Here is an 11,367-nt window from a genome sequence, read left to right on the forward strand (position 1 = left end):
CGCGCGACGGCCGTCCGGGAGGGCGGGCGCTCGTCCCCGCGACACGGGCTTTCGCACATCCATGAACGTCTCCAAGCACGAGCAGCGCGTGCTCCACGCGCTCGCGCAGGGCGGCTTCGTCCGCCACGTCCGCGACGGCCGCCGCATCGTCGGCGCCGATTGCTTCACCAGAGAGGGCCATCGCCTCGCCGGCTTCCCGCTCGCGCTCTTCGAGCGGCTGCGCAAGCGCGGCCTCATCGCCTCGCGCGACGGTGCGCCCTACCGCATCACCCAGCGCGGCCTCGCCGCGGTGCGCGCCCAGCTCGACAACCGCTGACGCGCGAAAGTGCCCGCCGCCCCGGCGGCGGGCACCCCATTTCCCGGGGGTTCAGAGCCAGCCCTGCAGCTCGCGCGCGACGATGTGGTCGATCACCCGCATCCCCTCCTCGGAATCGTTGAGGCAGGGCAGGTAGGCGAACTGCTCGCCGCCATTGTGCTCGAAGATCTCGCGGTTCTCGCCGTCGAGCTCCTCGAGCGTCTCGAGGCAATCCGCCGAGAAGCCCGGGGCGACGATGGCGAGGCGCTTCACGCCCTTCTCCGCGAGGCTCTTCACCGTCTCGTCGGTATAGGGCTGGAGCCACTCGTCGGGCCCGAAGCGGGACTGGAAGGTGAGCATCCAGCGCTCCTTGGGCCAGCCCAGCGTCTCGCGCAGCAGCCGCGAGGTCTTGGCGCACTGGCAATGGTAGGGGTCGCCCTGGAGCAGGTACTTGCGCGGCACGCCGTGGAAGGAGGTGAGGATCATCTCCGGCTCGAAGTCGAGCTTGGCGAGCTCCTTCCTCATCGAATCGGCGAGGGCGTCGATGTAGACCGGATCGTCGTGATAGGGCGGCGCCACGCGCACGCTCGGCTGCCAGCGCATGGTCATCAGCGCCTCGAAGGCCTTGTCGCAGGCGGTGGCGGAGGTCGCCGCGGAATATTGCGGGTACATCGGCACGAGCAGGATGCGGTCGCAGCCCTGCGCGAGCAGGTTCTCGAGCGCGGGCTTCACCGCGGGCTTGCCGTAGCGCATCGCCCAATCGACGACGACGCGATCGCCGGCGACCTCCTTCAGGCGCGCCTGCGCCTGCTCCGCCTGCGACCGCGTGATCGTCTTCAGCGGGCCTTCGTTGCGCTCCTTGTTCCAGATCAGGTCGTAGTCGCGGCCCTTCTTCTTCGGGCGCGTCTGCAGGATGATCAGGTTGAGGATCGGCCACCAGAGCCAGCGCGGGGTCTCGATCACGCGCTTGTCGGAGAGGAACTCCTTCAGGTAGGCCCGCATCGGCCAGTAGGACGTCGCCTCGGGCGTGCCGAGGTTCATGATCAGCACGCCGAGCCGCCCCGCCTTCACCTGAGGATGATCCGACGGCAGCCGCACCGAGCGGAACTGCGCCTCGCGGGCGTCGTCGGCACGCGCCGCCTCGTGGCGCGCGGGCTGCGGGCGCTCGCCGTCCGGCCGCCGGGCGGCCTGGAGGTCGAAGGATGCGGGCTGGACGATCTCGTTCACGGGTGGCGGTCCTCGGGTCTCGTCGGGTCCGGCGCGGGGGCGTCGCGTCCGCACGAACGCGACGTCCGCGCAGCCCCCTAGATAGAGGGCCTGCGCGCGCATCTCAAACGCATACGCACGATTTAAGAGCGGAGATGCCTGCGCGACAAGACAAAGCGCGTCTCGGGCGCTATTGTCGCGCCCGCGATCCTTTCCAAGGGGCAATCACACATGTTCAAGGCTTCCATGCGCGGGTTCCTCGCCGGCGCCGCGGTCCTCGCGACCTGCGGCTTCGCGGCGGCTCAGGAGACCAACGTCACGATCAGCTTCGTCTCCGTGAACGACATCGACCGGATGGGCGAGAGCCGGGACGGCCGCGGCGGCGTCGCCCGCCTCGCCGCCGTGCTCGAAGGCGAGCGCGCCGACAACCCCAACACGTTCCTGATCCACGCCGGCGACACGATCTCGCCCTGCCTCCTGTGCGGCTTCGACAACGGCGCGCACATGATCGCACTGTTCAACGCGCTCGATCCGGCGGTCTTCGTCCCCGGCAACCACGAGTTCGACTTCGGCCCCGAGGTCTATCTGGAGCGCGCCGGCGAGGCGACCTTCCCGATTCTCGCCGCGAACGTGCGCGACGCCGACGGACAGCCGCTGCCCGGCCACGAGGACGGCCGCCTCGTCGAGGTCGAGGGCGTCAGGATCGGCTTCTTCGGCCTCACCACCGCCACGACGGCGCAGGTATCGAGCCCCGGCGACGTCCAGTTCGCCGACGAGCTCGAGACCGCCGCGGCCCAGGCCGAAGCCCTGCGCGAGGCCGGCGCCGACATCGTCGTCGCCGTGGCCCATTCCGGTCGGGACGTCGACTTCTCCATGTACGACGGGCGCCTCGCCGACGTGGTCCTCACCGGCCACGACCACGACCTGCGAGTCGTCTACAACGGCCGCACGGCCATGGTGGAGAGCTCCTCGCAGGCCGACTTCGTCGTCGTCACCCATCTCGACGTCACGCTCGAGATCGACGGCGACGAGCGCGACGTGTCCTGGCGCCCGCGCTTCGAGATCGTCGACACCGCCACCGTCGAGCCGAACGCCGAGATCGCGGCGATCGTCGAGGGCTACGAGGCGGAGCTCTCCGAGGCGCTCGACGTCGCCATCGGCGATACCGCGATCGCGCTCGATTCGCGCCGCGCCAGCGTGCGCTCGATGGAGACCGCCATCGGCAACGTCATCACCGACGCCATGCGCGCGGCGACGGGCGCCGACGTGGCGCTGACGAACGGCGGCGGCATCCGCGCCGACCGCACCTACGACCCCGGCACGACGCTCACGCGCCGCGACGTGTTCTCGGAACTGCCCTTCGGCAACACGACGGTGCTCGTCACCATCTCCGGCGAGGACCTGAAGCTCGCGCTCGAGCACGGCTACGCCCTCCTGCCCGAGGCCGCCGGCTCGTTCGCGCAGATCTCCGGCATGTCCGTCGTGGTCGATCCGTCCGAGGCGCCCGGCTCGCGGGTGCAGGAGGTGATGGTCGGCGGCGCGCCGCTCGACCCGAACGCCACCTATCGCCTGGCCACCAACGACTTCCTGCTGCGCGGCGGCGACGGCTACCGCATGCTCGCCAGCGGCGAGACGCTGGTCGACGCGGCGGCGGGCCAGCTGATGGCGAGCCAGGTCATCGACTACATCGCGGCCAACGGCGGCATCGGCGAGATGACCGTCGGCGAGCGGATCGTGGTCCAGCAGTGACCGCTCGGCGATGACCGGACCCGCGACGGGACCGATGAGAGAGGCGCTCGCGGCCTTCCGCGAGCGCGAGCGGCAGGAGGCGAGCGGCGCCGGCTGGACCACCCTGCCCTTCTTCCGCGACGGCGCCGCCGAGCGCGTCTGCGACGCGATCGACGCCCGCCTCGCCGCCGGCGCGGCGCTGGTCCCGCCGCCGCAGGACGTGTTCGCGGCGCTGACCTCGACCCCGCTCGCGCGCGTACGCGTGGTCGTGCTCGGCCAGGACCCCTACCCGTCCCCGGGCGACGCCCACGGCCTCGCCTTCTCCTACGTCGGTGGACGGCGGCTGCCGCCCTCGCTCAAGACCATCCTCGCCGAATGCGCCGCCGACGGCGCGAACGTCGCGCCGGGCTGCGGCGATCTCAGCGGCTGGGCGCGCCAGGGTGTGCTCCTGCTCAACACGGCGCTGACGGCGGAGGCGGGCGAGGCGGGCGCGCATCTGCGGCTGGGCTGGGCGAAGCTCGCCGACGACGCCGTCGCCGCCGTCTCGGCGCAGCGCCCGCGCGTGGCCTTCCTCCTGTGGGGCGACAAGGCCCGCGCCCGCGCCGCCCTCGTCGACCGGGGAAAGCACCTCGTCCTCGAGACCGGCCACCCCTCCCCCTTGAACCGCCGCCGCGACTTCCCCGGCTGCGGCCACTTCGCGAGGGCGAACGACTGGCTCGCGGAGCACGGCGAAGGGACGGTGGACTGGAGCGTGCCGGGAGGATGACCTTTCTTCAACGGGATCGCCCGTCGCCGGCTTCAGCGGCCCGACCGGAGATCGGAGCGAGGCTCAGGGCGAGAAGAACGAGGAAGGGAACGGCGGCAAGGGGGCCGAAGAGCAGCGGACCGGCAGTGTCCATGCCGGCGCCGACGACGGGCACGCCGACCATCGCGCCGAGCCCCCAGGTGACGCCGAGCGCGGCGTTGGCCGTGACGAGGGCGCTCGTGGCGAAGCGCTCCTTCACGAGCGCGAGGATCATCGAGTACGCGCCGAAGGCGGTCCCGCCCGCGACGAAGCCGAGAACGGCGAGCGCCGCGGGAACAGGCGCCACAGCCGGCAGCGCCATGCAGCAGGCCACGGTCACGACGGCGCAGCAGCGCAGCATCCCCAAGCTGCTCCACCGGTCGGCGACAGCCCCGATCGGCCATTGCAGCACCGTCGCCCCGGCGAGCAGCGCGGCGAGCAGGACGAGCGCGACATCGCGGCCGTGCCCGCTTTCCATCACGAACACGGGAAACAGAGCGAGCGCGGCATTGTCGAAGATCGCCACCGCGGCCGAGCCGACGACGAGCGCCGGCGCCGCGAGGGCGAAGACGGCGAGGCCGGAGCCGACATCGAGCGGCGGCAGGGTGAGCGCGCGTCGCGGCACCCCTGCGACGAGCGGGATTGCGGAGAGGGCGACCATGGCGGCGCCCGCCGCGAGCGCGGTCGGCGTCCTCATCGGGGCGATCGCCAGGATCAAGGGGCCGAGCGCATATCCGCCCGTCACGACGCCGTTGTAGAGGCTCAGGAAACGGCCGCTGCTCCGCTCTGGAATGGCGATCATGAGCGCGCTCTCGGCGACGACGAACAGCGCATTGGCCGAAAGCCCGAGCATGAAGCGCAGCCCGAGCCACGCCGCATAGGAACGCGTGAACGCGAGCCCCAGCATGACGAGCGTCGTCGCGGCGAGGGCCGCCGCGAGCCACGGGAAGACGGCCCCCCGGACGAGGCGCGGCAGCACGAGCGCGGCGACGAAGAGGCCGAGCGGCGTCATCGCGGCGTTGATCGCGACGTCCCGCGCACCAAAGCCGCGTGCGGCGAGATCGACGGCGAGGGCGGCGTACGCGCCGCCCAGGACGATCGAGTACGACGCGACGCATGCGATCAGCGCCGCGCCGGATCGGCGCGTCCCCATCACGCCGCTCGCGCGGTGAGCATGAAGCTCAGCGGCGGCTTGATCGCGCTCGCCTCGATGGACGGACATGCTCGGGACGGAGCGAGTACCGCTTCGTCCCACGTCGCGCGTGCGCGCACCTCGAACCTTTGCCGTTCCATCGGATCGTTTCCTCCAGGTGACGAGCCTGGAAAACACAATCTTGCAGGCGTACCGCGGTTCCCGCCCCTTAGAGAAGCCTTCTCACGAGAACTATTCACAGTTGAATAATCTACAGTCGAAGCGAGCCCGGCAAGGTCACTCGAAGATCGAGACGACAAACCTGAGGCAGACGATCGCGAGGAAGATGCCGAAGGCGACCTCGAGCTTGCGCTTGGGCCAGGCGTGGGCGAGGTTCACGCCGATCTGGGCGGTGATCAGCGTCGTCGGCACCACGAGCAGGAAGCCGAGCACCGAGACGAAGCCGATCGCGTCGGGCGGCAGGCCCTCCTTGCCCCAGCCGGCGAGCACGTAGCCGATGGCGCCGGGGATCGAGATGATGAGCCCGAGCCCCGCGGAAGTCGCCACCGCCTGATGGATGCCGCGCCCGTGCAGGGTCATCAGCATGTTGGAGATCTGCCCGCCGCCGATGCCCATCAGCGCCGAGGCGAGGCCGATGAAGGAGCCGTAGGCGCGCAGGAGCCAGCCTTTCGGCAGGTCGGTCGCGAGCCGCCAGGTGTCGTTTCCGAACAGGAGCTTGATGGCGTTGAAGCCGGCGACCAGGATGAAGACGAGCTTGAACACCCACGGGTCGGCGAAGCGCGCCACCGCCGAGCCGACGAGCACGCCCACGATCACCGGCACCGCCCACGACCTGAGGAGCGCCATGTCGACGGCGCCCTTCTTGTAGTGGCCGCGGAAGGACTTGATCGAGGTGGGGATGATGATGGCGAGCGAGGTGCCCACCGCCAGCGGCATGCGCACCTCCTCGTCGACCCCGAGCAGCCGGAACGCCTCGAACAGGATCGGCACGATGATCGCGCCGCCGCCGACGCCGAACAGCCCGGCCAGCACGCCGGCGAGCGCGCCGGCGGCGAGGAGGCCCGCGGCGAGCATGGCGAGATCGCCGGTGGGAATGCCCATGATCATGGAGTGGATCGCCCGTGGTTCGCTCGAGATGAGCCGGCTCTCGGGTTAGAAGCTCGCCCCGTCTCCGGCAAGCCGGGAGCGCCCGCGGTTCAGTCCACAACGCCTTGGCGATTCTCCACCGCGACGAGGGTGGCCGTGAGCTGCGCGCACAGCTTGCGCGTGCCCTCGTCGCCCGCGATCCGCTCGGCGAAGACCTCCGCCGCGGCCACCGTCAGCAGCCGGCCGGCCTTGACCACCGTGCCGATCGCCACGAGCCGCGCGCCGGCGGCGGGCGACACGAGGTTGATCTTGAACTCCGCGGTGAGCACGCCCCGCCCCTCCGGCATGCGGGTGAGCGCCGCGTAGCCCGCCGCCGAGTCGGCGATCGTGGCGACCGCGCCGGCATGCACGAAGCCGTGCTGCTGCGAGATGCCCGGCGTCACCGCGAGCGCGATCTCGACGCGGCCGGGCTCCACGCGAAGGAGCGCGGCCCCGATCGTGCCCATGATCGCCTGCCTGGCGAAGCTCGCCTCGACGCGCCGCACGATCGCGGCGGGGTCGGACCCCGCGCCCTCGGCGCGGTCGGGTGCCGCGTCGCTCACGCCGCGCGCTCCCGCGTCTCGCCGGCATCGGCGTCGGCGCCCTCTCCGGCGCGCCGCACGTGCGCGAGCGCCGCGCGCAGGGTCTCGATCCCCGCGCCCGGCTTCACCGCCTCCATGGCGAGGTGGCGCCGCCAGGCGCGCGCGCCGGGGCGCCCGGCGAAGAGGCCGAGCATGTGGCGGGTGATGGTCGAGAGCCGCGCGCCCTCCGCCAGCCGGCGGGCGACGTAGGGCTCGAACGCCGCGACCGCCTCGAACGGGTCGGCGACAGGCGGCGCCTCGCCGAACAGTTCCGGGTCGACGCGCAGGAGGAGCTCGGGATCGTGGTAGGCGGCGCGCCCGAGCATGACGCCGTCGACATGGTCGAGCTCGGTCCGGCAGGCCTCGAGCGAGACGAGGCCGCCGTTGAGGGCGATCGGCAGGTCCGGCAGCCGCGCCTTCAGCCGATGCACCCGGCCGTAGTCGAGCGGCGGCACGTCACGGTTCTCCTTGGGCGAGAGGCCCTGCAGCCAGGCTTTTCGCGCATGGACGACGAGGGCGTCGACGCCCGCCGCCACGACGGCGTCCGCCAGCGCGTCGAGCGCCGCCTCGGGATCCTGGTCGTCGACGCCGATGCGGCACTTCACCGTCACGGGCACCGCGACGGCGGCCTTCATCGCCGCGACGCAGTCCCCGACGAGAGCGGGCTCGCGCATCAGGCAGGCGCCGAAGCGCCCGTCCTGCACCCGGTCGGAGGGGCAGCCGACGTTGAGGTTCACCTCGTCGTAGCCGAGATCCGCGCAGATCCGCGCCGCCTGCGCCAGTTCCGCGGGGTCGGACCCGCCGAGCTGCACGGCGACGGGATGCTCCGCCTCGGAGAAGCCGAGGAGCCGCGCCCGATCGCCGTGGATCACGGCACCGGTGGTCACCATCTCGGTGTAGAGCCGCGCGCGCCGCGAAAGCACGCGATGGAGCGCCCGGCAATCGCGGGTCGTCCAGTCCATCATCGGCGCGACGGAGAAGCGGATGGTCTGCGGGGTCATCGAACGGAGATAACCAGAGGACGGGTGCAGGGCAAGCCGCCCAAAGTAGGGATCACTTGCGCCGGGGTGCTTCGACCATCATGTCTCCTCCGTTCTGGTGCAGCTCGGAACAGGAGGTCGGCATGGGTGCGAGAGGCGCGGCAGCACGGATCGTCGCGGCTGGTGTGCTGACGTACGGCACCTCGTTCGTCGTCGAGATGAACCAGGAAACCGCAACTCTGGCCGGCATGGCAACGGCGGCGGCGCTCGAGCCGGAACTCCGGCATGCGATGACCCAGCTCGCGTCGACGTCCGTGCAGGCGACAGCGGCCTTCGCCGCCGAGACCACGCGGGTCGCGATCGACATCGCGGCGTGTGCCGCCGAGCGTCCGCGAATCTCGCGCGTCATCGTCTCTTCCGACGGTGAACCGTCGACGCAGAACTTCGCCTATGCCTTCCAAGGCGCGCGGGGGCTGGCGAAGGGTCGGTTCGCCTGAACTCAGCGCATCGATCGCGCTCGCGTCCGCTCACGCCGCCCGCGCCACCAGCTCGCGCAGCGACGGCGCGAGGTCGTCGCATTCGCGCCCGAGGAAGCGCAGCAGCGCGCGCTCGGCTGCGCTGAGCCCGGGTCGGGCGTCGATGCGGGCGACGAGCCAGGCGTGCTCCTCGTCGTCGACCCGCGCGGGGGTCAGCCCGTCGCCGAGCGGGTCCGGCGCGGGCGCGACGTCGCGGGTGCGCACGCCGAAAGCGTTGGCCGCCATGGTCTTGAAGGTGGCGGCGATTCCCGATCCCAGCGTGCGCCGCTGGTCGAGCCATTCCTCGCGGCGCATGACCTGGAGGCGGGTCGGAGCGTGGCGGCCGGGGCCGGCGAGGAGGTGATTGCCGATCGCGCGGGCGAAGAGGTCGGCGAAGCTCGGGTCGTTGTCGGCGTCCGCCGTGGCGTCGGCGATGTCGAACAGGACGTTCGCCTCCGCGCGCGTGACATGGCCGAACCCCTCGCTCGAGGCGACGAACAGGACGCGCCGCAGCGCGTCGACGTCCGCGTGGGTGACGCGCCCCGGCTCGTGGCGCATGCCCGTGATCGCCTCGCCCTCGCCGGTGAGCACGACCTGCTTCACGAGGCCGAGCGCGAAGGCGGCGAGCCGGTCGGGCACGCTGCGGGAGAGCTCCATCACCCTCATGAGCGCGGCGAACTCGCTGGAGAGCACCGGACGTCCGTCCAGCCGCGCGATCAGCCAGACGGCCTCGGCCTCGCCGAGGTAGCCGCGGGGCTGGACCTGGTGGACGAGGAGATCGGCGATCGCCTCGCAGAAGAAGTCGCGCCACTCGCGGCAGCCGCGCTCGCCCACGGTGCGCGCCAGGTCGAACAGCATCTCGCCCTCGACGAGCGAGATCGCGTCGTCGTCGCCGAAGACGCGCCGGCGCAGGGCGCGCACGCCTTCGGGCGTGAGGGGCAGCTGCTCGAGCGGGGCCGAGCCGTTCGCGGAGCCGGGTAGCGGACCGGGCATGGGGCACTCCTGTCGTTGCCGACGAGGCTAGCGCCGCGCGCTTACGATTCCCCTAAGCCGGACCGGAGCCCGGCCGCGCACGCGCCCTGCGCGCGAGAACGAGGCAGGCGGCACCGGCGAGCGGCAGCGGCACCATCGCCAGGAAGACGAGACCGCCGGCGTGCTGGTAGACGATGCCGCCGAGGACGGTCGCCGAGGCCATCCCGACCGCCTGCGCCGCCGCGAAGAGCCCCTGCGCGCGCCCGCGCGCCCCGGGAGGCGCGAGGGTGGTGAGGACCGCCATCGCGCCCAGATGCGTCGCTCCGAAGGAGAGGCCGTGCAGGCTCTGGAGCGCGAAGGTCGCGAGCGGCCCGGGCTCGAGCGCGAGGCCGGTGAAGCGCACCACCGCCGCGCCGGCGCCGAGCGCGATCAACGGCAGGCCGCTGCCGCGCCCGACGAGCCGGCCGGCGACGACGAAGAGCGCGACCTCGGTGACGACGCCGATCGCCCACAGCCAGCCGACGATCGAGCCGGGAAAGCCGAGCGCGCGCCAATGGATCGAGCCGAAGGCATAGACGCCGGCGTGGCTCGCCTGGACGCAGGCCGCGCCGACGATGGCGAGGAGGAGCGCCGCGGGAAGCGTCGGCCGCCGCCCGCCGACGGCCGGGGGCTCGCGCTCCGCGGCGAGCGGGGGGGTCGCGGTCGCGGCGACGAGCGCGCCGAGGACGCCGGCCGCGACGAGGGCGACGACCACCGCGTCGAGGGGCGCGACCTCCAGCACGTAGCCCATCGCCACCGTGCTCGCGAGGAAGGCGAGCGAGCCGAAGACGCGCAGGCGTCCATAGTCGAGGCCGGGATTCTCGCGCACCGCGTCGGTCAGGACGAGATCCGTCGCCGGCACGATGGGCGCCTGCGCGAGCGCCGCGAGCGCCACGACGACCGCGATCGCGAAAGCGCCCGGCGCCGGCAGCAGGAACAGGAAGGCGAGGCCGAGCGCCAGATGCGCGAGCGTCAAGAGCGTCCTCGGCGACACGCCGCGATCCGTCGTCGCGACGAGGGGCGTGCTCGCGAGCACGCGCACGCACACCGGCAGCGCCACGACGAGGCCGATCGTCGTCGCGTCGAGCCCACGCCCCTCCAGCCACACCGGCAGGAACGGCGCCTGCACGCCGACGCCGACGAAGGCGACAGCGCTCAGCGCACCCAGGCGGACGGAGAGGGATCGCGGCATCGGGGGAACGGCGAACGTGAAGCGAGGATCGTCGAGGCGCCCTGATAGCACGACCGGCTCATGCCCGTTCGCTCCCATTCGAGCCGTCCGGATGAGAGTTCGTTCACCGCGTCGCGGCGCATGCGGGGGTCACGACGCAGCGGTAACGCCGTCCTAACCCCTCGCGCGCCAGGATCGAGGCTCCATACACGCGCTTGCCGACGGGACGCTCCCGCGGGCATGCTGGCCCAGACGATTCGAGCCCTCGAGGTCACTCCTGCATGAGCTACTCCCGCACGAGCCCCTCCGGCGTGAGCCCCTCCGGCATGAGCCCTTCCCGCACGGGCTCCTCGAACGCCCTCGCGCCGATCGCGGAGGCCGACTACGACGCCATCGAATCGGCCGTCATGGAGACCCAGCGGGGGCGTTGGTTCCTGGCCGAGTACGCGCGGCGAAACCGCAACGCGGACACGACGGTGCTGCTCGAGGCCATCAACCGGCTCGAGAACGTGGTCGCCTCCGAGCGCGAGACGCAGCGCATGGACCGCCTGCGGTTCGACCTCGTCGAGATGGCGCGCGCGATCACCTCCACCAAGCGCGAGATCGCCGCGATTCGACCCGGAGAGGGCGCACCGTCCGATCTCGAGGTCGCCTCGGAGGCGCTCGACGGCATCGTGCGCACCACCGAGCGCGCGACGTCCGACATCCTGGAGGCCGCCGAGCACGTGCAGGAGGCCGCCTGGACGCTGCGCGAGGACGGCGCGCGCGAGGACCTGTGCGACGAGCTCGACCGGCGCGCCACCGACATCTACACGCAT

11 protein-coding genes and 1 pseudogene are annotated in these 11,367 nt (G+C 72.1%); 5 read left to right on the forward strand and 7 right to left on the reverse strand.

What is annotated here, in order from left to right:
* Positions 1-61 precede the first annotated feature (61 nt).
* Positions 62-316 carry a YjhX family toxin gene (locus tag ACTZWW_RS03325; protein ID WP_444779516.1) on the forward strand — a complete coding sequence of 85 codons (255 nt, stop codon included), beginning with the start codon at positions 62-64 and terminating at the stop codon, positions 314-316.
* 51 nt (positions 317-367) lie between these two features.
* Here the strand turns inward: ACTZWW_RS03325 and hemH are convergent, their stop codons facing one another.
* Positions 368-1,522 carry a ferrochelatase gene (gene hemH / locus ACTZWW_RS03330; RefSeq protein WP_444779517.1) on the reverse strand — a complete coding sequence of 385 codons (1,155 nt, stop codon included), beginning with the start codon at positions 1,520-1,522 and terminating at the stop codon, positions 368-370.
* A 210-nt stretch (positions 1,523-1,732) separates the two neighbouring features.
* Between hemH and ACTZWW_RS03335 the strand changes: the two genes are divergently transcribed.
* Positions 1,733-3,250, forward strand: a complete 1,518-nt coding sequence (locus tag ACTZWW_RS03335; RefSeq protein WP_444779518.1) for a bifunctional metallophosphatase/5'-nucleotidase — start codon at positions 1,733-1,735, stop codon at positions 3,248-3,250.
* A gap of 34 nt (positions 3,251-3,284) precedes the next feature.
* Positions 3,285-3,995 carry a uracil-DNA glycosylase gene (locus ACTZWW_RS03340; RefSeq protein WP_444779519.1) on the forward strand — a complete coding sequence of 237 codons (711 nt, stop codon included), beginning with the start codon at positions 3,285-3,287 and terminating at the stop codon, positions 3,993-3,995.
* A gap of 7 nt (positions 3,996-4,002) precedes the next feature.
* Here ACTZWW_RS03340 and ACTZWW_RS03345 read toward each other — a convergent pair whose 3' ends face one another.
* From ACTZWW_RS03345 to dusA, 4 genes are all read right to left on the reverse strand, one after another.
* Positions 4,003-5,166, reverse strand: a complete 1,164-nt coding sequence (locus tag ACTZWW_RS03345; protein WP_444779520.1) for a hypothetical protein — start codon at positions 5,164-5,166, stop codon at positions 4,003-4,005.
* Positions 5,167-5,442: 276 nt separating this feature from the next.
* Positions 5,443-6,273 carry a sulfite exporter TauE/SafE family protein gene (locus ACTZWW_RS03350; RefSeq protein WP_444779521.1) on the reverse strand — a complete coding sequence of 277 codons (831 nt, stop codon included), beginning with the start codon at positions 6,271-6,273 and terminating at the stop codon, positions 5,443-5,445.
* Between the two features lie 89 nt (positions 6,274-6,362).
* Positions 6,363-6,854 (reverse strand): PaaI family thioesterase, encoded by a 492-nt coding sequence (locus ACTZWW_RS03355; protein ID WP_444779522.1) that lies wholly within the window; start codon positions 6,852-6,854, stop codon positions 6,363-6,365.
* Entirely contained in the window at positions 6,851-7,873 is a 1,023-nt protein-coding gene (gene dusA / locus ACTZWW_RS03360) for a tRNA dihydrouridine(20/20a) synthase DusA (protein WP_444779523.1), read from the reverse strand. Before dusA ends, ACTZWW_RS03355 begins: the two co-directional genes overlap by 4 nt.
* Positions 7,874-7,995: 122 nt before the next feature.
* On the opposite strand from dusA, the gene ACTZWW_RS03365 reads away from it, so the two are divergent.
* Positions 7,996-8,349 carry a hypothetical protein gene (locus ACTZWW_RS03365; protein WP_444779524.1) on the forward strand — a complete coding sequence of 118 codons (354 nt, stop codon included), beginning with the start codon at positions 7,996-7,998 and terminating at the stop codon, positions 8,347-8,349.
* Between the two features lie 30 nt (positions 8,350-8,379).
* Here the strand turns inward: ACTZWW_RS03365 and ACTZWW_RS03370 are convergent, their stop codons facing one another.
* Both ACTZWW_RS03370 and ACTZWW_RS03375 read right to left on the reverse strand, forming a co-directional pair.
* The gene (locus ACTZWW_RS03370) at positions 8,380-9,360 is read right to left on the reverse strand and encodes a hypothetical protein (protein WP_444779525.1); all 981 of its coding nucleotides are present in this window, start codon (positions 9,358-9,360) and stop codon (positions 8,380-8,382) included.
* Between the two features lie 52 nt (positions 9,361-9,412).
* The gene (locus ACTZWW_RS03375; RefSeq protein ID WP_444779526.1) at positions 9,413-10,570 is read right to left on the reverse strand and encodes an MFS transporter; all 1,158 of its coding nucleotides are present in this window, start codon (positions 10,568-10,570) and stop codon (positions 9,413-9,415) included.
* Between the two features lie 305 nt (positions 10,571-10,875).
* On the opposite strand from ACTZWW_RS03375, the pseudogene ACTZWW_RS03380 reads away from it, so the two are divergent.
* Positions 10,876-11,367 (forward strand): annotated as a pseudogene (locus tag ACTZWW_RS03380) (hypothetical protein); the annotation flags it as partial.

The organism is Salinarimonas sp. NSM (assembly GCF_052380005.1).
Lineage (GTDB): Bacteria > Pseudomonadota > Alphaproteobacteria > Rhizobiales > Beijerinckiaceae > Salinarimonas.

Excerpts from the sequence above, each read along its gene's own strand:
- ACTZWW_RS03370 (WP_444779525.1), bottom strand. The coding sequence starts at position 9,360 with ATGCCCGGTCCGCTACCCGGCTCCGCGAACGGCTCGGCCCCGCTCGAG.
- ACTZWW_RS03365 (WP_444779524.1), top strand. The coding sequence starts at position 7,996 with ATGGGTGCGAGAGGCGCGGCAGCACGGATCGTCGCGGCTGGTGTGCTG.
- ACTZWW_RS03325 (WP_444779516.1), top strand. The coding sequence starts at position 62 with ATGAACGTCTCCAAGCACGAGCAGCGCGTGCTCCACGCGCTCGCGCAG.
- ACTZWW_RS03375 (WP_444779526.1), bottom strand. The coding sequence starts at position 10,570 with ATGCCGCGATCCCTCTCCGTCCGCCTGGGTGCGCTGAGCGCTGTCGCC.
- ACTZWW_RS03335 (WP_444779518.1), top strand. The coding sequence starts at position 1,733 with ATGTTCAAGGCTTCCATGCGCGGGTTCCTCGCCGGCGCCGCGGTCCTC.
- ACTZWW_RS03350 (WP_444779521.1), bottom strand. The coding sequence starts at position 6,273 with ATGATCATGGGCATTCCCACCGGCGATCTCGCCATGCTCGCCGCGGGC.
- ACTZWW_RS03345 (WP_444779520.1), bottom strand. The coding sequence starts at position 5,166 with ATGGGGACGCGCCGATCCGGCGCGGCGCTGATCGCATGCGTCGCGTCG.
- ACTZWW_RS03340 (WP_444779519.1), top strand. The coding sequence starts at position 3,285 with ATGAGAGAGGCGCTCGCGGCCTTCCGCGAGCGCGAGCGGCAGGAGGCG.
- dusA (WP_444779523.1), bottom strand. The coding sequence starts at position 7,873 with ATGACCCCGCAGACCATCCGCTTCTCCGTCGCGCCGATGATGGACTGG.